Origin of the sequence: Paracoccus angustae, assembly GCF_042648745.1 — a bacterium.
GTDB lineage: Bacteria > Pseudomonadota > Alphaproteobacteria > Rhodobacterales > Rhodobacteraceae > Paracoccus > Paracoccus angustae.
This window is the reverse complement of the sequence record NZ_JBHRXY010000004.1, coordinates 213689-232589: the sequence shown is the minus strand read 5'-3', so window position 1 is coordinate 232589 and position 18901 is coordinate 213689. Positions and strand designations below refer to the sequence as shown.

The following is an 18901-nucleotide window of genomic DNA, read 5'->3' as shown; positions in this document are numbered from 1 at the left end:
CACGTCTGACCGCGCTGCGGCTGCACAAGGCGCTGTATCCGATCTGGCGGAACGATCCCGGCTGGAAGGGCGTGTTCACCACGGTCAACAACAACACCATCGGCAACATGTTCATCCTGGGCGCCGCCGGCATGTTCCTGGCCGGCGGGATCCTGGCCATGCTGATCCGGGCGCAGCTGGCCTCGCCCCGGTCGGCCTTCATGGGCCCCGAGATCTACAACCAGATCTTCACGATGCACGGGACCATCATGATGTTCCTGTTCGCCATCCCCTTTTTCGAGGCGCTGACCGTGTTTCTGCTGCCGGGGATGCTGGGAACGCGCGACCTGGCGTTCCCCAGGCTCGGGGCCTACGGCTTCTGGTGCTACATGATCGGCAGCACGATCATGATCGTCGCGCTGCTGGCGGGGGTCGCGCCCGACGGGGGCTGGTTCATGTATCCGCCTTTGTCGTCTTCGGCCTATTCGCCCGGCATCAACACCGACATCTGGCTTCTGGGCATCAGCTTCATCGAGATCTCGGCCATCGGCGCGGCGGTCGAGGTGGTCGTGACCGTGCTGCGCTATCGCGCCGCGGGGATGTCGCTGGACCGGCTGCCGATCTTCGCCTGGTACATGCTGGTCGTGGCGGTGATGATCCTGACCGCCTTTCCGCCGATGATCCTGGGTTCCCTGATCCTGGAACTGGAACGCGCCTTCGACATGCCCTTCTTCCAGGCCGAACACGGCGGCGACAGCCTGCTGTGGCAGCACCTGTTCTGGCTGTTCGGCCACCCCGAGGTTTACATCATCTTCCTGCCCGCCGCGGGCGTCATCTCGATGATCCTGCCGGTCATGGCGCGCACCACGCTGCTGGGCTATGGCTGGGTGGTGGCGGCGGCGATCTCGCTGGCGGTTCTCAGCTTCGGGCTGTGGGTGCATCACATGTTCACCACCGGCATCCCGCACATGGGCCTGGCCTTCTTTTCGGCCGTCTCGACGCTGGTGGCGGTGCCAACGGGGGTGCAGATCTTCGCCTGGATCGGCACGCTGTGGAAAGGCCGCCCCGAACTGCATCTGCCGATGCTGTGGATCCTGGGCTTTTTCGTGACTTTTGTAATGGGCGGGCTGACGGGCGTCATGGTGGCCATGGTGCCCTTCGACTGGCAGGCGCATGACAGCTATTTCGTGGTGGCGCATCTGCATTACGTGCTGATCGGCGGCTATGTCTTTCCCATGATCGCGGCAATCTATTACTGGCTGCCGGTCCTGACCGGCCGCAAGCGGTTCTTCCGCATGGGCGAGACGGGGTTCTGGCTGGTCATGGCGGGATTTCACGGCACCTTTCTGCTGCTGCACTGGGCGGGCCTTCTGGGGATGCGGCGGCGCATCGACAGGATCGAGGAAGGCTCGGGGTGGGAAGGGATCAACCTGCTGGCCTCGGTCAGCGGCTTCGTTCTGGCGATCGGCTTCGGGCTGGTGGTTCTGGACGTGGCGGTGAACGCCTTCGTGGCGGTGCGCGGGCGGCGCAACCCGTGGAACGCGGGAACGCTGGAATGGGCCACGCCGATCCCCGGCCCGGCCTACAACTTCGCCTCGATCCCGGTGGTCGGCAGCCGCTACCCCCTGCACGACGATCCCGGCCTGCCGGTCCGGGTCGCCCGTGGCGAAGGCTTTCTGGGCGAACCCGTCCGCAAGCGGCGCGAAACGCTGGTGGTCAGCGTCTCGCGCGGAGAGCCGGAATTCATCGCCGTCATGCCCCGGAACTCGATCATTCCCTTTGCCATGGCGGTTGTCACCAGCATCATGTTCATGGCGCCGGTGTGGAAATGGTGGTGGCTGATGTTCGCCTCGGCCCTGGGGGTGACGGTTCTGGCGCTGGCCTGGGCCTGGCAAGGCGGCTCGCGCCGGGACGAGGGGCCGCTGGACGCGGGCCGCGGCCTGTCGCTGCCCACCCATACCGAGGTTCCCTATCCGCCCGGCTGGTGGGGATCGCTGTTTCTGCTGCTGGCCGATTCGGTGCTGTTCGGATCCCTGCTGTTCGGCTATGCCTTCCTGTGGACCGTCGCCCCGAACTGGCCGCCGCCCGCCATCCTGGAGCCGGGCCTCGCAGGGCCGGTGCTGGCGGCCCTGGGGGTGGTTCTTGCCAGCGGCGGCATCCGTCTGGCCGACGGCGGGATCCGCAAGAACCGCGCGCCCTGGACCGGCCTGGGCGCCAGCCTGGCCGGGCTTGCCGCCCTGATCGCCGCCGCCTGGACGGTGTTCCTGGCCACGACCCACAACGCCCACGCTTATGACGCGACGCTGTGGGTGATCGCGGGCTATATCGTCTTTCACGCCGGTCTTGCGGGCCTCATGACGCTGTTCCTGACGGCCCGAATCCGCGCGGGCTTTATCTCGGCCCGGCGGTTCGGCGATGCGCGCGTGCTTCGGCTGTGGATCGACTATGCCGCCCTGGCCGCCGCCCTGGGGCTTGGGGCGGCCTGGCTGCCGGGGTGGCTGGCATGACCGACATCCTGCGCCTGTCGCTGCCGCTGTCCGTCTGGGTCGCCGCCTTTAGCGCGGTCTACGGGCTGGAAGGCGTGGTCTGTTCCGACCTGTGGAGCCGGGCGGGGCTGAGCCTGGACCAGGGGCGCGCCGCGCTGGTCGCGGCCGGGATCGTGGCCATCGCGGTGCAGGTCGTTCTGCTTGTCGGCCTGCGCATGCCGCGCTTCGCCTCGGGCCTGCCCTGGGTGCAGCGGACCGCCGGAATACTGGCCTGCGTGGCGCTGGCCGCGACGGTGTGGAGCCTTTTGCCGGTCGTGACCACCTCGCTCTGCCTTTAGGGCGCAGGGACGCTCTGCCGGGCGGGGAACCCGTTGCCCCGCGGGGCTGTTCGGTAGAGCGACACAAAGGGAGCCATCGACATGCAGGACGCATCACCCCCCATCGATCTGCCCGACGATCTTCGCCGCGGCCTGGACATCGCGGCGGGCGAGGCGGGCAAGACCCCTTCAGAGATCGTCGCGGAGGCGCTGGAGCGGTTCGGCGTCAAACGCCTGAGCGAGGACCAGTTCCAGAAGCGCCTGACGGGTTCACAATAGCGCGGCGGGATCCGCGCCAAGGGGAACCGAGCCGCCGCGCTGCGGTTGGCCTTGCTGGCGACGCGAACGGGGGCGGGCGATGGCGACAACGGTGGGGGATTTCTTCTGGCAGCGGCTGCGGGACTGGGGGGTCCGGCGCGTCTTCGGCTATCCCGGCGACGGCATCAACGGCCTGCTGGGCGCGTTGCGGCGGCGGAACGGCGACATCGAATTCGTGCAGGTCCGGCACGAGGAGATGGCCGCCTTCATGGCCGTGGCCCATGCCAAGTTCACCGGAGAGATCGGCGTCTGCCTGGCGACCTCGGGACCGGGGGCGGCCCATCTGCTGACCGGGCTATACGACGCGCGGGCCGACCACATGCCGGTGCTGGCGATTGCCGGGCAGCAGGCGCGCACCGCCCTTGGCGCGCATTACCAGCAGGAGATCGACCTGGTGTCGATGTTCAAGGACGTGGCGGGCGATCACGTCCACACCGTCACGGTGCCCGCGCAGGTCCGCCACCTGACCGACCGCGCGGTTCGCGCGGCCATCGGCCAGCGGCGCGTGTCGGCCCTGATCTTTCCCAACGACTTGCAGGATCTGGACTATGCCGATCCGCCGCGCGCGCATGGCTCGGTCTTTTCCGGCACGGGCTATGCGGCCCCCCTGGTGATCCCGCAAGAGGCGGACCTGCGGCGCGCGGCCGGGATCCTGAACGCGGGCGAGAAGGTCGCGATGCTGGTGGGCGCGGGCGCCCTGGCCGCGGCCGATGAAGTGCAGGCCGTGGCCGAAAGGCTGGGCGCGGGCGTGGCCAAGGCGCTTCTGGGCAAGGCGGTGCTGCCCGACGACCTGCCCTACGTCACGGGCTCCATCGGGCTTCTGGGCACGCCTGCCAGCTGGGATCTGATGCAGGACTGCGACACGCTGCTGATGGTCGGCTCGGGCTTTCCTTATTCCGAGTTCCTGCCCGAGGAAGGCAAGGCGCGCGGCGTGCAGATCGACATCGACCCGACGATGCTGTCGCTGCGCTATCCGATGGAGGCGAACCTGACGGGCGACAGCGCCGCCACCCTGCGCGCCCTGCTGCCGATGCTGGACCGCAAGCCCCAGGGCCGCTGGCAGGACCGCATCCGGCGCAGCGTCGAGAAATCGTGGGAAACGCTGGAACGGCGCGCCCATGCCCCGGCCGATCCGGTCAACCCGCAGCTGCCCTTCTGGACGCTGTCGCAACGCCTGCCCGACAACGCCATCCTGACCTCGGATTCCGGTTCCTGCGCCAACTGGTTCGGCCGCGACATCAGGATCAGGCGCGGGATGATGTGTTCGCTGTCGGGGGGCCTCGCCTCGATGGGGGCGGCGGTGCCCTATGCCATCGCGGCCAAGATGGCCTATCCCGCGCGCCCGGTGGTGGCGATGGTGGGCGACGGCGCCATGCAGATGAACAACATGGCCGAGCTGATCACGGTGGCCAAATACTGGCGGGATTGGGACAGCCCGACCTGGATCTGCCTGGTGCTGAACAACGGCGACCTGAACCAGGTCACCTGGGAGCAGCGGGTGATGGAGGGCGATCCGAAGTTCGAGGCGTCCCAGTCGATCCCCGACGTGCCGTATCACCGCTTTGCGGCGATGATCGGGCTGCACGGCATCCTTGTGGACGATCCGTCCCGGGTCGCGGACGCCTGGGACGAGGCCTTTGCCGCCGACCGCCCCACCGTGATCGAGGTCAAGGCCGATCCCGAAGTGCCGCCGATCCCGCCGCATCTGACCTTCAGGCAGGTCAGGAACCTTGCCATGGCCACGGCCCGCGATCCCGAAGGGGCGGGCATCCTGCGCAACGCCGCCCGCCAGATCTTCGGATCGGGGCCGGACCAGTGACGCCGCGGCCTGCCCCCCGCGATCGGCCGTTCATCACCGCCGCCGGGCCGCCCTTGCGTCCGCCACCATCCGCAATTCCAAGAGAAAACCCGTGCAAGACACCGACCAGACCGCCATCCGCGGCGAGAACATCAGGCGCCTCGGCACCTTTCGCGGCGAAATCCAGTTCGAAAGCCAGATGCTGTCCAGCAGGCTGGGCGCCTATCTGTCGTCCCAATCCTTTCTGATCATCGCCTATGCTTCGACCATGAATGCGGGATGGGCCAAGCCGGGGGTCTTCATGCTTCTGGTGTCCCTGCCCCTGACGCTGCTGGGCTTCGTTCTGTCGCTGGACGCGCTGCGGGCCATCAAAAGCTCCTACGGCGTCATCCAGCGTTGGCACGACCGGCAGAACGCGCTTCTGGAACAGCACGGGGATCTGGCGGACTATTGGCCCACCCACCATGGCGAGGACGAGCCGCCGCGCGACCCGACGCTCAGCCGCCGGTTTCACGAAGGCTCGCTTTTCGCCATCCGCTCGCCCTGGATCTTCGGGATCGTCTGGATTTACCTTGCCGGCGTGTCGGTCTGGCTGTTCCTGCGCTGAACCGGCGTCCATGGCAAGGACGCAGGACGGCCCCGGCCTTTCCGCCCGCGCGGGGAACAAGCCGCCGGGGCCGCAGGTTTCACGACAGCCCGCCGCGATGTCTTGCGGCGCGGCAAGCAGACTTGTCTACAAGGTGACGCATGGCCCAGGACCGATCCCACAAGCTCAGCGAGGTTCTCGATCAGCTGGAAGACGCCGCGCATGGCGACAGCATCACGGTGCGGCAGGTGGTCGAGAAGCTGGGGCAAAAGTCCTTCGCCTCGCTGATCCTGATCTTCGCGCTTGTCGCGGTATCCCCCGCCAGCGCCATCCCGGGGCTGACCTCCATGGTGGCGGCGATCGTTTTCATCCTGATGGTGCAGATGATCTTCGGCCGGGACAGCGTGTGGCTGCCCGATGTCATCATGCGCCGCGAATTGTCCGCCGAAAAGCTGCGCGGCGGGATCGGCTGGCTGCGCAAGCCCATAGGCTTCGTCGAACGCTTCCTGAAAGAGCGTCTGACCTGGCTGCTGCATCGCCCCTGGCTTTACCTGCCCCAGCTGCTTGTCCTGGCGCTGACGCTGTTCATGCCCTTTATGGAGGTGATCCCGACCTCGGGGTCGATCGCCGCGGCGGTGATCGCCTTGTTCGCGGCAGGCCTTTTGACGCGCGATGGCGGGCTGGTCGCGTTGTCGCTGGTCGTGCTGCTGGCGGTGCCCGTGGCCGTGTGGCAGTTCGGCTTCAGCGGCTGATGTCCGGCCACCGGTCCGGGATCCAAACCGCATGTCCGGCGCCAGCCTGGATCCGCGGCCCGCTAGCGCCCCGCGGCGGCGGCGGCAGCCGGACCCCGGGGCCAGGCCCCCTCACGCCAGCTTCGGCTTGCGCTCCAGCGCGCCGCGGGTCAGGCGGTCCACCAGGATCGCAACCGCCACGATGGCCAGGCCCGCCCGCAGCCCAAGGCCCATCTCCATCCGGGTCAGGCCCCGCGTCACCTCGGCCCCCAGCCCCCCCGCGCCGACCAGGCCGGCCAGCACGACCATGGCCAGCGACAGCAGGATGCACTGGTTCAGGCCGACCAGCAGCGTGGGCTTGGCGGCTGGCAGTTCGATCTTCCAAAGGATCGTCGAGGGTTTCGCGCCAATGGCTTGGCCCAGTTCCTTCAGGTCGTTTGGAACGCCGCGGAAGGCCAGCGTGGTCAGGCGCAGCATCGGCGGGATACCGTAAACGATGGTGGCGATGATCGCGGGCACGCGGCCCAGGCTGAAGATCATCACCGCCGGAATCAGGTAAACCCAGGGCGGCACGGTCTGCATCACGTCCAGAACGGGGCGCAGCGCGGCCTCGACCCGGGCGCGGCGCGCGGCCAGAATGCCCAGGGGAAAGGCGATGGCGACGGCGATGGCCACGGCCACCACGACCAGGGCGATGGTCTGCATCGAGGCTTCCCACAGCCCGGCGATCCAGCAGAAGCCCAGGCAGCAGGCTGCAAGGATCGCCACGCGCAGGCCCGCCGCGAAAAAGGCGGCGACAACCACGATGGCGATGACGGCAAAGGCGGGCAGCACCAGAAGGGCGGATTCGATGCCGCCCAGGACGGCCTCGATCACGCGGGTGATCAGGGCGAAAGCGCCATGGAAATTGGCGTTCAGCCAGTCGATCGCGGGGACGAGGTATGCGCCGGGATTGAACTCCATCACTTGGTCCTCGCTGCGGCCTGGGTCAGGCGGTCCAGAAGCATGGTCAGCACGACAATGGCGATCGAGGCGTTGATCGAGGTCGCGATGTCCAGCGTGCGGATCGCGCCATAGATCGTCTCGCCCAGGCCGCCCGATCCGACGATGCCCGCGATGACCACCATGCCGAAGGCCATCATCAGGCTTTGGTTGATGCCCGCCATGATGGACGGGATGGCGAAGGGCAGCCGGATCTTCCAGAACATCTGCGCCCGGCTGGCGCCGACCGCCTGGCCCAGTTCCAGGAACTCGTTCGGGGTCTGGCGGATGCCGAGGGCGGTCAGGCGCATCGCGGGGGGCATCGCGACGATCACGGTGGCGACCAGCGCCGTCGCCGGGCCGAAGCCCAGAAGCGCGATGGCGGGCAGCAGATAGATATAGGGCGGCAGCGTCTGGATCAGGTCCAGCGCCGGGGTCAGCGCGCGGTCCAGGCGCGGCATCAGCCCGGCCAGCACGCCCAGGGGAATGCTGATCGCCAGCGCGATGACGCTGGCCGCGACGACCAGGGCCAGGGTCTGCATGGTTTCGGGCCAAAGGCCCATCGCGGCGCAGGCGAGCAGCGCCACCGCGCCGCCGATGCCGAAGCCCCAGCCAAGCGCGCTCCAGCCGATCAGGCCCGCGACCGCCGCCACGGCCCAGAAGGGCGGCAGCATCAGCAGCCACAGAACGGCGTGGTAAAGCCCTTCCAGCACCAGGCGGATGCCGTCAAAGATGAAGGCGGCGTGGTCCGACAGCCAGAACAGCGCGTCATCGACCACGGTGTCGAAGGTTGTGACAAAGCTTTCCATGGCTTATGCCGCCGCGCGGACTTCGGGTTCGCCGCGCACGCCCAGCAGCAGGCTGCGCGTGGTGACGACGCCAACGATGCCGCCGTTGTCCGCGATGGCGATGGCGTCGCTGCCGGTGCCGGTGATCTTGCCGATCAGTTCGTCGATGTCGGCCTCGGGCGAGCAATGGGGCAGGCTGTCGGGCGACAGGCCGGGCGACTGGCGGCGCCATTGATCGACGGGCACCATCACCGAATGCGCCTTGACGAGGTGCAGGCGGGAAATGCCCGCGACGAAATCCGCGACATACTGGTCGGCGGGGTTCATCACGATCTGCTCGGCGGTGCCTTCCTGGATGATCACCCCGTCCTTCATAATGGCGATGCGGTCGCCGATGCGGATCGCCTCGTCCAGGTCATGGGTGATGAACACGGCGGACTTTCCCAGATCCTTGGTCAGCTGGCGGAACTCGTCCTGCAACTGGCGGCGGATCAGCGGATCCAGCGCGGAAAACGGCTCGTCCATCAGGATGATCTCGGGATCCGAGGTCAAGGCCCGGGCCAGGCCCACGCGCTGCTGCATCCCGCCGGACAGTTCGCGCGGATAGCGCAGCTTCCAGTCCGACAAACCGACCTTGGCCAGGGCGGCTTCCGCGGCGCGGTTGCGTTCGTCACGCGGCACGCCCTGCACCTCCAGCCCGAAGGCGGCGTTTTCCAGAACGGTGCGCTGCGGCAAAAGGGCCACCGACTGGAACACCATGCCGATATGGCGGGCGCGGGTTTCGCGCAGGGCGGCGGCGCTCAGGGAGGACAGGTCGCGGCCCTTGACCAGGACCTTGCCGAGGCTCGGCTCGATCAGGCGGTTCAGCAGCCGGATCAGGGTGGACTTGCCGGATCCCGACAATCCCATGATGCAGAAAATCTCGCCCCGGCGGACCTGAAGCGTCGCATCGGATACGCCAACGACGCAGTTGTATTCCTTCAGGATTTCCCGCTTGGTCAGGCCGCGTTCCGCGATCGAGCGGATCGCCTCGGCGCTGCGTTCGCCGAAAACCTTCCAGACCGACTGGCAGTCGATCAGAACCTCGTTGCTTTCCATATCCACCCTGTCTGTTTTTTATGGTCAGGCGGGCGGCCCTTTCGGGGCCGCCCGGACGGCGTCAATAGGACTTGATGTTGCTCCACCGCCCGATCAGGTCGCCATGCGCGGCGATCCAGTCGGCGACGGCCTCGTCCATGGTCTTGCCCTCGTTCACGGCGGCGTTGATCGCGGTGATGTCGGCCAGGGGCACGTAAACGCTGGCGATGATCTCGCGGGCCTCGGGATTGGCGGCCGAGAAGCCGTCCTGCCCGATCCAGTAATAGGTCTGGGGGGGCGGGAAAACGCCCTTGGGATCGGCCAGATACTTGATGTCGAACTTCTGCGCCATCCAGGACGGTTCCCAGATCGTGACGGCGATCCATTCCTGGCGGTCGGTGGCGGCCTTCAGCGCGGCGGTCATGGCGGCGGTGCTGCCTTCGACCAGCTGAAGATCCAGGCCGTATTCGGACACCGCGTTGGCCGTGTCGCGCATCAGGCCGGCGCCCGGTTCGATGCCGACGATCTTGCCGCCGAACTTGTCGGCGTTCTCGTTCAGCTGCTCGATGGAATCGATGGGCACGTATTTCGGCACGGCGATGCCCTGATACAGCCCGTGCGACACCGGCGAGATCTTCTCGAGACGGTTCTTGTTGCGCTGCCAGTAATCCGAGGCGACGTAATCCGTCTGCGACGCCAGGATCTGCACGTCGCCCTTGGCCAGCGCCGCATAGGCGATGCCCCATTCAGAAAATTCGGTCACCTCGACGGTGTAGCCCTTGTCCTCCAGCACCTTCTTGGTGATGCCGGTGATGGGGGTCAGATCCTCCCAGGCCATTGTGCCCATCTGGATCACCTTGTCGTCCTGCGCCATGGCGGGGGCTGTCAGCCCCAGGGCGACGGCGCCTGCCATGATGGCTTTCAACATCGTGCGCATGGTATCCTCTCTGTTTGTCCAATCGTCGGGCCGCGACCGTCCGGCGCCGCGCAAGGCGCGCGCGGCGGACGGTATCCGGCCCGTTTGCTGGTTGTCTGGTGATCGGGGTCGTCCCGTAGCTTTCCCCCGACCGGGATTCCCGGTCCCGGCTGCCAGCGGTTATCCGCTATCGGCTGCCGCTGGGGCAAACGAGAATATGCTGCACCGGCGCATTAGAAATTCTAGCGCAGGACGCGCGCCGTCAGCCCTGCTGCTTCAGCGAAGCCAACATATGGTCCACGAACGCAGCCACGCCCGGCCGCTTCAGCGATTTCTGGCGGCAGTTGAGGAAATTGCCGCGCCCGATGGTCAGGGGGCCGGGATGGGCCAGCACCAGGCGGCCGTCGCGGATCGGCGCGTGGACCATGTGCTGCCAGCCCAGCATCACGCCTTCGCCGGCCAGGGTCGCGGCCATCAGCAGGTTGACCTTGTTGGTGGACAGGCTGAAGGGCGCCCCGGCCCAGGTTGCGCCCTGCGCCCGGAACCATTCCTTCCAGCCAAGCGGCTGCCAGCCGATCGCCTCGGCCGACCAGTGGCGGTCGTGCAGGTGCAGCAGGTTCACCCGGTTCAGGCTTGCGGCGTCGTCAAAGGGGCCGTGCGCCTCCAGGAAGGCCGGGGTGCAGACGGGCTGCGCCACCTCGGGGAACAGGAAATGCAGCTCCTCGCCCACCTCGCAGCGTTCGTTGCCGCACAGGATCGACAGGTCCACCTCGGAATAGTTGCGCAGGGTGTCGTCGGCGTCGGACGCCAGCACCACGAAGCCGATCTCGGGATGGGACTGGCGGAAGCTGTCGATCAGCGGCTTCAGCCAGAACGAGGCCATGCCGTCCGTGGCCGAGATGGTGATGGTTTCCGGCCCGTCCTCGCCCGCCAGGACCGAAACGGCGGCGCTGATCGTGTCCAGCCCGTCGCTGACGGCGGCGTAAAGGCTGATGCCTTCGGGCGTCAGTTCCAGCGCGTTGTGCTTGCGCAGGAACAGCTCCACCCCGAGCGCGCGTTCCAGCAGCCGCACCTGCTGGCTGATCGCGCCCTGCGTCACGTTCAGTTCCCGCGCCGCCAGCGTAAAGCTGAGATGCTTGGCCGCCACCTCGAATGTCGCGAAAGACCCAAGCGAGGGCAGGTAACGACGCTTGATCGGCGGCATGTCGGCGGTGATCCCTTGTTGACGGGAAATCACTCTAGCCGGGCCTGCCATTCTTTCCAACGCATATAAGCATTGGCGCCGATCGTGTCGAAGGGATGCGGCGGCAGGCGAACGGGTTCCGCCTCGGCCGTGAAAAAGGCGGTGATGTCGCTTTGCCGGCCCATGGCCAGTTCGGCGGCGCCGATGCCGGTCAGCGTGCCCCGCGCGGTGCCAAGCCCGTTCTGGACGCAGGCCGCGTAAAGCCCCGTTTCCAATTCGCGCATGACCGAGACGTTGTTGCGCGACAGGCACAGGTGGCCGGACCAGGAATATTCGAAGCGGATGCCGCGCAGCATCGGAAAGCGGTCGTCGAACTTTTTCCGCATCGCCCGCACGGTGCGCGCCAGATCGCCCGCGCTGGTCTGCATGTCGGGCCGATAGTATCCGCCCTGCCGGATCACGATCCGGTTGCCGCCCTGCGCCGCGCCGACGCGGCGCACGGTGGTGCCCATCGGATCGGCGGGCGTCGCGCCCCAGCATTCCTGCCCGCCAAGCGCGCGGACGGCCTCGGGCGGAAGTTCGGCGGTCATGCAGGCGTTCAGCATCACGTGCATCAGCCGTCCGCGCTTGAAGCCGAAGCTTTCCAGGTGGCCGTTGTTGGCCATGATGACCTTTGGTGCGCGGATCTCGCCCCGCTCGGTCGCGAGGCTCCAGCCGTTGCCGCTTTCGATGCGCAGCACCGGCGAGTTCTCATAGATCCGCACGCCGTCGCGTTCCAACCCGGCGGCAAGGCCCTGCACATAGCCTGCGGGTTGCAGCATCGCCGTGCCGGGGGTGTAAAGGCCCCCCTGGTAATAGCCGGACCCGGTGATCTCGCGCATCGCCTGCGCGTCCAGCATCTCGTGCGGCTCGTTCAGTTCGCGCAGGTGGGCGGCATAGTGGATATTGCCCTCGATGCCCGGTTTCGAGGCGGCGGCGTTGATCTTGCCGGTCCGCTGGAAATAGCCCTCGGGAATGGCATAGTCCTGAACGGCCTCGCTCGCGAAGTCGATGGCCTTGCGGTTCAGCCTGGTCAGCTGCCGGTCGTGGCTGTCGCCCGCCCCGGCATAGTCTCCCGAGGTCAGCTCGTGCGGCAGGTCGATCATGAAGCCGGAATTGCGCCCGGTGCCGCCTTCGGAGATCCGCGCGGCGTCCAGGATTGCGATGTCCAGGCGGGGGTCGATCTGCTTCAGCCGCCGGGCGGCGGACAGGCCCGCGAAGCCGCCGCCGATGATGGCGATGTCGCAGCCTGCCTGCCCCTCCAGCCGGGCGCGGGCTGCTGTGGGCGGCAGGATCGCGGCCCAGCCGGCGGGGCCGTTGAAGATGGGGGTGCGGCTGGCGTCGTGCCGGGCCATCAGTCCACGCCTGCGTCCGAGTGGTCGGTCAGGTCCAGCCAGATGGTCTTCAGCTGGGTATACTGGTCATGGGCGTGGATGGAATTGTCCCGTCCGCCGAAACCCGACTGCTTGTAGCCGCCGAAAGGCGTCGTGATGTCGCCCTCGCCAAAGCTGTTGACCGTGACGGTGCCCGCCCGCAGCATCCGCGCGCCGCGCAGCGCCCGCTTGCCGTTGGCGGTGAAGATGGATGCCGCCAGCCCGTATTCGGTGTCGTTGGCCACCGCGATGGCTTCCTCGAAGCTGCCGACCTGGATCACGGTCAGGATCGGGCCGAAAATCTCCTCGACCGCCAGTTTCGAATCCCGGCCTGTCTGGACGATGGTGGGTTCGATGAAGCCCTTGGCGGGCGACGTGCCCCCCAGCAGGATCTTCTCGGATTGCGCGGCTTCCAGATAGGCGCTGACCTTGCCGAAATGGCTGGGGCTGACCAGAGCGCCGACACGCACTTCGGGGTCCAGCGGATCGCCCACGATCCATTCGCGGGCGTGCGCCTCGATCCGCTCCATCAGGCGGTCCTGGATGGCGCGATGCACGATCAGGCGCGACCCGGCGGAACAGTTCTGCCCCATGTTCCAGAAGGCGCCGTTGACCACGTGGGCGGCAACAGCGTCCAGATCCTCGGCGTCGTCCAGGACGATGCAGGGGTTCTTGCCGCCCAGTTCCAGCACGACCTCTTTCAGGTTGCTGTCCGCCGAATAGTGCAGAAAGCGGCGGCCCGTCGCGGTCGAGCCGGTGAAGCTGACCATGTCCACGTCGGGATGGCGGCCCAGCGGCTCGCCCACCTCGGAGCCCGACCCGGTGACGATGTTCAGCACGCCGTGCGGCAGCCCGGCCTCGGCCGCGAGTTCGGCGACGCGCAGCGCCGTCAGCGAGGTTTCCGCCGCGGGCTTCACCACCACCGAGCAGCCGGCGGCCAGCGCCGGGCCGATCTTCCAGGCCAGCATCAGCAGCGGATAGTTCCAAGGCAGCACCAGGCCCACCACGCCCACGGGTTCGCGCACGATCATGGCGATGTGGTTGTCGGACGCCGGGGCCACCTGGTCGTAGATCTTGTCGATCAGCTCGGCGTGCCACTTGATGACGTGGATCGTTTCCGGCACGTCCACGGTTTCGCAGTCGTAGATGGTCTTGCCCGCATCCAGGCTTTCCAGCACCGCCAGTTCGCGCGCGTTACGTTCCATCAGCTTGGCCAGCTTGATCAGGACTTCCTTGCGTTCGGCCGGATGTAGGCGCGACCAGCGGCCGTCCTCGAAGGCCTCGCGCGCCTTTTCGACGGCGAAATCCACGTCCTCGGCATTGCAGGCGGCCACTTCGGTCAGCGCCTCGCCGGTGGCGGGGTTCGTGGTGGTGAAGGTCTTGCCCGAGATCGCGGGACGGAAGCCGCCGTCGATAAAGGCGTTCTGCGGCAGCACCAGCGATGCGGCGATGGCCTTGTATTCCTCGGTGGTCAGAAGATCGCTCATCTCAGTTCCCTTCCGTGATCGCCTTGACGGTGGTTTTCAGCGTGCGGATCACCTGTTCCAGCGCGCGCTTTTCATCCTTGTTCAGCCCCTTCAGCGGCGGGCGCATGGGACCGGCGCGCAGGCCTGAAACCTCGACCCCGTGCTTGACGCATTGGATGAACTTGCCGCCCTGTTCCAGGACCCGCATCAAGGGCAGCATCGCCGACATGATCCGGCGGCCCTTGTCGAAGTCGCCTTCCACCGCGCAGGCCTGATACAAGGCGATGTGTTCGTCGGGCAGGAAGTTCGAGCCTGCGCAGATCCAGCTGCGCGCGCCCCAGGCAAAGAATTCCAGCGCCTGGTCGTCCATGCCGCAGGACATCTGGATATGCGGATAATCGCGCGCGAGAAGATGCACCCGGTTGATGTCGCCCGAGCTTTCCTTGATGCCGATGACGTTCCTGGACCGGCCGACGCGGTCCAGGAACGCGGTGCCCATCTCGACCGACATGCGGCCGGGATAGTTGTAAAGGATGATCGGCAGCCCGCAGGCCCGGTCGATGGCCAGCGCGTTCAGGGCGTTTTCCTGTTCGGTCGGCACGGAATAGGGCGGGGTGCCCAGCAGGATCGCGTCCGCGCCCATTTCCTTCGCGCCCTGGGCCAGGGCGATGCTGTCGGGCGTGCGCATGGCCCCGGTGCCGACGATCACCGGCAGGCGGCCATTGGTGCGCTCGGTGATGAAGCGCGCCAGTTCCAGCCGTTCCTCCACGGTCTCGGCATAGTTCTCGCCCGTGGATCCGCCCGAGATCAGGCCGTGGACGCCCGCCGAAATCAGGCGCTCGATCAGCTCGGCCAGGGCATCGAGGTCGAAGGATCCGTCCGCTTGGAATGGGGTGATCAGCGGGGTGTAGATGCCTTCCAGCACCATCCGGGGGGTCATGCGGGCCTCCTGTCCAGCAGCGTGTTGCGCCAACTGCTACGCCCGTCATGGCGTTTTCCGCAAACGACAATATTCTGGGATGGCGCATTAGAAAAACTATGCGGAGAGGCTGATGGACGACGTGGCGGTGGTGGTCGGGGCTTCGGGCGGCATCGGGGCGGCCTTGCTGGAGGAGTTGCGGGACAGGGGCCGATTCGCCCGGGTGATCGGCCTGTCGCGGCCGGATCTGGATCTGACCGATCCCGCCGGCATCGCGCGGGCGGCAGGGCACGTGGCGGCCAGCGGCGCGCCCGCGCTGGTCATCGTGGCGACGGGCCTGCTGCACGGCCCGGGGATTGAGCCGGAAAAGACAATCCGTGCCCTGGATCCCGAGGCCATGGCCCGGGCCTTCGCCGTCAACGCCATCGGCCCGGCGCTGGTGCTGAAGCATTTCCTGCCGCTGATGCCCCGCGACCGGCGGTCGGTCTTTGCGGTGCTGTCGGCCAAGGTGGGCAGCATCGGCGACAACCGGCTGGGCGGCTGGTATTCCTATCGCGCTTCCAAGGCCGCGCTGAACCAGATCGTGCGCACGGCGGCGGTGGAACTGCGCCGCACCCATCCCCGGGCCGTCTGCGTGGCCTTTCATCCCGGCACGGTCGCGACCGGCCTGTCGCGGAAGTTCGCCAAGACCGGCTTGCAGGTGCAGCAGCCGCCCGAGGCCGCGCGCGCCCTGCTGGACAGCATCGACCGATTGGCGCCCGAACAAAGCGGCGGCTTCCTGGACCGCTTCGGCGCCCCGATCCCCTGGTAGGGCGGGCCTTTCGGTTTTTGCGCCGGCCCGGCCCTTCGCGTGGAACGCCCGGCCATCCGGCGGGTTGACCCACCGATCGCATCAGGAAGGACAGCGCATGAGCAAGGCCACGTTGACGCTGGACGGCATGGCCCCCCTTGAAGGGACGGCAGAAGCCGGAGGCGACTATATCCGCTTCCAGACCCATGGCGGCATCGACGCCGAGGGGCTGGAGCGCCTGCACAAGGGCCAGATCGAGATCGACGGCAAGACCGAACGGGTCATGTTGAAAAACGCCCCCTCCCGCCCCGACGCCGACGGCATGTGCGAATTGACGCTGCAACGGTTCCAGCCTTCGTCCGTCTGATCCCCCATCCCCCGCGGCCTGTCCGCCAGTCACGGAGTGCCGATGATGACCATGCCAACCGTTTCCCGGCGCGGCTTTCTGCAAACCTCGGCCATGGGGGCAGGAATGGGCGGCTTGGCGCTTGGCCTGGGGACCGCGCAGGCGCTGGCACAGACCGCCGGGCGCGCCATCGGCACCGGGCAGACCCCGCCCGCCGATCCGCTGGAACGCAACGCCGCGGGCCGCCCCGAGCCGGAACTGGACGCCGCCCCGCGCCCGACGCCGCCCGAAAACCGCCTAGGCTGGGCGGTCTGCGGGTTGGGGCATTTCGCGCAGAACTACGCCATTCCCGCCATCGGGCGGTCGTCCGAGGCGAAGCTGACCGGCCTGATCTCGGGCAACCGCGACAAGGCGGGGGCCGTGGCCGCCGCCTGGGGCGTGCCCGACGACGCGATCTTCGATTACGGGATGCAGGGGCTGGCCCAGAACGACGCCATCGACATCGTGTACGTGATCACGCCCAACGCCATCCACGAGGAAAACGTCATCGCCGCGCTGGAGGCCGGAAAGCATGTTCTCTGCGAAAAGCCCTTCGCCCACAATTCGGCGGCGGCGCAGCGGATGATGGACGCGGCCCGCGCCGCCGACCGCAAGATCATGATCGCCTACCGCGCCCATTTCGAGCCGAACAACACCGCCCTGAAGGACATGGTGGAAAAGGGAGAGCTGGGGGACATCTGGTACGCGACCTCGGACCATCACCGGCCCCTGGATCCCGCGGTGGAGCGCGACCAGTGGCGGATGGTGCGCGATCTGGCGGGCGGCGGGTCGTTCATGGACATCGGCATCTATTCGCTGAACGGTCTGATCTGGCTGCTGGACGAGGTGCCCGAGCGTCTGATCGCCACCACCTTCTCGCCCGAGACCTCCGACGGCCGCTTCGGCGAAGTCGAGGCCATCGCGCAGGTGCAGCTGGTGTTTCCCTCGGGGCGGCGGGCCAGCATCTCGTCGGGCTACGTCGCCAACAAGAAGCGAATCGACCTTTGGGGCTCTGGGGGCGTCGCGGTGCTGGATCCGGCCACGGAATACAGCGGCAACCGGCTGATGGTCACCACCGCCCAGGGACAGGAAACGCCGAAACCCTCGGGCCCCAGCGAACAGCAGTTCACCGGAGAGATCGACCATTTCAGCAAGGCGGTGCGCGACGGCGTCCCGATCCTGACCCCGGCAGAGATGGGCCTGCGCGACATGCACCTGCTGGAGGCGGTCTACATCTCGGCGGAACGCGGGGAATGGGTCGCGGTCAACCCCGACGGCACGCTGCGGGACGCGGGCTAGCGCCCGGTGATGCCCTCGATGGGATGCGGCGGGACCGGGCGCGTCACCAGGTGATTGCGGCGCTTTTCGTAAAAGGCATTGCCGCCCGCGACCAGGACATAGTGCATGTTGTCATAGGGAAAGCGGTGTCCCGCCGTATGGAAGAACATCGCGTTGCCGATCAGGGGATGGCGTTCGCCGCGCAGGACGGACCGGGCGGCCTCGCGCAGTTGGGGCGCGGTCCGAAGGTTCATCTTGCGCTTCATGATGCCCGGCGCGAACTGGTTCTTTTGCGCGACCACGCCGCAGACCGACCGGGGATACTGGCCCGATTGCACGCGGTTCATCACCACGCTGCCCACCGCGACCATGCCGTCCCGGCTGGAGCGGTTCGATTCGAAATACATCGCCCGTTCCATGCATTCCTGTTCGGACATGCGATGCCCGAAGCCGCAGCCCGCCAGCACCAGAACCGCCGCAAGGGACAGCCCTGCCCGAAACCTTGGGATCGTTCTCATCGCCTGCCCCTGCCCTGCTTGTTGTTGCAGGATGCTTAGCAAGAACCGCGATGCCGCCGCAAGCTGGCGCTCAGCCGTCCCTTTCGATCACCCCTTCCACTTCCGGCGCCGCCACGAACCGCCATGCCCGGCGCGGCCCCGCCATGACGTTGAGGTAGTAGAGTTCGAACCCGTGGGGGGCGCCGCAGGGGTGGTGGCCGCGGGGCACGAGAACCACCTCGCCATCCTTCACGGCCATGCATTCGTCCAGGGCGCCGTCGTCGGTATAGACCCGCTGCACGGCCCAGCCGTTCTTGGGGTTCAGGCGGTGGTAATAGGTTTCCTCCAGATAGGTGATGCGGGGAAAGTCGTCCTCGTCATGGCGGTGGGAGGGATAGGAGGACCAGTTGCCCGCGGGCGTGAAGACCTCGGTCACCAGCAGCGCGTCGCACCAGTCCTCGGCCTCCATGGCGATGTTGTTGATCCAGCGGGTGTTCGGCCCCTTTCCCCGCTGCGTCAGCGTGATTCCGTCCGGGCCGATCCGGCGTGCCTCGTGCCCGCCCCGGCCCGGGGCGGTGCAGACGGCAACGGTGCAGTCGGTCGCGGCCTCGGCCCGCCAGTCCTGCCCGGGCGGGACATAAAGGCAATGCGGCGGCGTTTTCTCGAAGACGTCCATGCGGTCGCCCAGTTCTCCCCAGTCCCGGCCTGCCGCGTCGATCCGTGCGCGGCCCTCGACCATGACCAGGATCGCCTCGCGGTCGCCGGTCGCCTCGGACACGCTGTCGCCCGCGCGCAGGCGATGAAGCGAGAAGCCCACGTAGCGCCAGCCCGCTGATTGCGGGGTGATGCGGTGGACCTCGCCATGGGTGCCGAAGGGTTTGCGAAGAAGATCAGGCATGACCGCTCCTGCTTTGGACGTTAAATATCCCGGGGCTTCGAGGCGCCCGGAAAAAGGTCCAGTGGACCTTTTTCAGCCGAGAAGGGGCCGGCAGGC

Annotated in this window: 19 protein-coding genes; 9 read left to right on the top strand and 10 right to left on the bottom strand. The window is 67.3% G+C overall.

Annotated elements, in window-relative coordinates:
- Positions 1-5: 5 nt before the first annotated feature.
- The 6 genes from ACFOM8_RS08185 to ACFOM8_RS08160 all read left to right on the top strand — a co-directional run bounded on the left by ACFOM8_RS08185 (position 6) and on the right by ACFOM8_RS08160 (position 6236).
- Positions 6-2486, top strand: a complete 2481-nt coding sequence (locus ACFOM8_RS08185) for a cbb3-type cytochrome c oxidase subunit I (RefSeq protein WP_377761010.1) — start codon at positions 6-8, stop codon at positions 2484-2486.
- Entirely contained in the window at positions 2483-2803 is a 321-nt protein-coding gene (locus ACFOM8_RS08180) for a hypothetical protein (RefSeq protein WP_377760980.1), read from the top strand. The genes ACFOM8_RS08185 and ACFOM8_RS08180 overlap by 4 nt, the downstream gene beginning before the upstream one ends.
- 81 nt (positions 2804-2884) lie before the next feature.
- Complete coding sequence (locus tag ACFOM8_RS08175; protein WP_377760979.1) at positions 2885-3061, top strand: hypothetical protein; 177 nt, start codon at positions 2885-2887, stop codon at positions 3059-3061.
- A 79-nt stretch (positions 3062-3140) separates the two neighbouring features.
- Positions 3141-4919, top strand: a complete 1779-nt coding sequence (locus ACFOM8_RS08170; RefSeq protein WP_377760978.1) for a thiamine pyrophosphate-requiring protein — start codon at positions 3141-3143, stop codon at positions 4917-4919.
- A gap of 91 nt (positions 4920-5010) precedes the next feature.
- Positions 5011-5505: a RipA family octameric membrane protein gene (locus ACFOM8_RS08165; protein WP_377760977.1), complete on the top strand. Its 495-nt coding sequence runs from the start codon at positions 5011-5013 to the stop codon at positions 5503-5505.
- A 140-nt stretch (positions 5506-5645) separates the two neighbouring features.
- A complete protein-coding gene (locus ACFOM8_RS08160; protein WP_377760976.1) occupies positions 5646-6236 on the top strand; it encodes an exopolysaccharide biosynthesis protein in 591 nt (196 codons plus the stop codon).
- 111 nt (positions 6237-6347) lie between these two features.
- Here ACFOM8_RS08160 and ACFOM8_RS08155 read toward each other — a convergent pair whose 3' ends face one another.
- The 8 genes from ACFOM8_RS08155 to ACFOM8_RS08120 all read right to left on the bottom strand — a co-directional run bounded on the left by ACFOM8_RS08155 (position 6348) and on the right by ACFOM8_RS08120 (position 14978).
- Positions 6348-7178, bottom strand: a complete 831-nt coding sequence (locus ACFOM8_RS08155) for an ABC transporter permease (protein WP_377760975.1) — start codon at positions 7176-7178, stop codon at positions 6348-6350.
- Positions 7178-8005 carry an ABC transporter permease gene (locus ACFOM8_RS08150; protein WP_377760974.1) on the bottom strand — a complete coding sequence of 276 codons (828 nt, stop codon included), beginning with the start codon at positions 8003-8005 and terminating at the stop codon, positions 7178-7180. The genes ACFOM8_RS08155 and ACFOM8_RS08150 overlap by 1 nt, the downstream gene beginning before the upstream one ends.
- Positions 8006-8008: 3 nt before the next feature.
- Entirely contained in the window at positions 8009-9082 is a 1074-nt protein-coding gene (locus tag ACFOM8_RS08145; RefSeq protein WP_377760973.1) for a quaternary amine ABC transporter ATP-binding protein, read from the bottom strand.
- A gap of 61 nt (positions 9083-9143) precedes the next feature.
- Positions 9144-9998, bottom strand: coding sequence for a glycine betaine ABC transporter substrate-binding protein (locus ACFOM8_RS08140; protein ID WP_377760972.1), 855 nt, complete (start codon positions 9996-9998; stop codon positions 9144-9146).
- Positions 9999-10239: 241 nt separating this feature from the next.
- On the bottom strand, positions 10240-11181 hold the full coding sequence (locus tag ACFOM8_RS08135) for a LysR substrate-binding domain-containing protein (RefSeq protein ID WP_377760971.1): 942 nt from the start codon (positions 11179-11181) through the stop codon (positions 10240-10242).
- Between the two features lie 29 nt (positions 11182-11210).
- Positions 11211-12554, bottom strand: a complete 1344-nt coding sequence (locus tag ACFOM8_RS08130) for an NAD(P)/FAD-dependent oxidoreductase (protein WP_377760970.1) — start codon at positions 12552-12554, stop codon at positions 11211-11213.
- A complete protein-coding gene (locus ACFOM8_RS08125; RefSeq protein WP_377760969.1) occupies positions 12554-14059 on the bottom strand; it encodes an aldehyde dehydrogenase in 1506 nt (501 codons plus the stop codon). Before ACFOM8_RS08125 ends, ACFOM8_RS08130 begins: the two co-directional genes overlap by 1 nt.
- 1 nt (position 14060) lies before the next feature.
- Positions 14061-14978, bottom strand: coding sequence for a dihydrodipicolinate synthase family protein (locus ACFOM8_RS08120; protein WP_377760968.1), 918 nt, complete (start codon positions 14976-14978; stop codon positions 14061-14063).
- Between the two features lie 112 nt (positions 14979-15090).
- Between ACFOM8_RS08120 and ACFOM8_RS08115 the strand changes: the two genes are divergently transcribed.
- From ACFOM8_RS08115 to ACFOM8_RS08105, 3 genes are all read left to right on the top strand, one after another.
- On the top strand, positions 15091-15768 hold the full coding sequence (locus ACFOM8_RS08115) for an SDR family oxidoreductase (protein WP_377760967.1): 678 nt from the start codon (positions 15091-15093) through the stop codon (positions 15766-15768).
- Positions 15769-15865: 97 nt separating this feature from the next.
- Positions 15866-16114, top strand: coding sequence for a hypothetical protein (locus ACFOM8_RS08110; RefSeq protein WP_377760966.1), 249 nt, complete (start codon positions 15866-15868; stop codon positions 16112-16114).
- Positions 16115-16156: 42 nt separating this feature from the next.
- Entirely contained in the window at positions 16157-17431 is a 1275-nt protein-coding gene (locus ACFOM8_RS08105; RefSeq protein ID WP_377760965.1) for a Gfo/Idh/MocA family protein, read from the top strand.
- Here ACFOM8_RS08105 and ACFOM8_RS08100 read toward each other — a convergent pair.
- Together ACFOM8_RS08100 and iolB are read right to left on the bottom strand one after the other, a co-directional pair.
- On the bottom strand, positions 17428-17928 hold the full coding sequence (locus ACFOM8_RS08100) for a cell wall hydrolase (protein ID WP_377760964.1): 501 nt from the start codon (positions 17926-17928) through the stop codon (positions 17428-17430). The genes ACFOM8_RS08105 and ACFOM8_RS08100 overlap by 4 nt on opposite strands.
- A 70-nt stretch (positions 17929-17998) precedes the next feature.
- Positions 17999-18805, bottom strand: a complete 807-nt coding sequence (gene iolB / locus ACFOM8_RS08095; protein WP_377760963.1) for a 5-deoxy-glucuronate isomerase — start codon at positions 18803-18805, stop codon at positions 17999-18001.
- Positions 18806-18901: the final 96 nt, after the last annotated feature.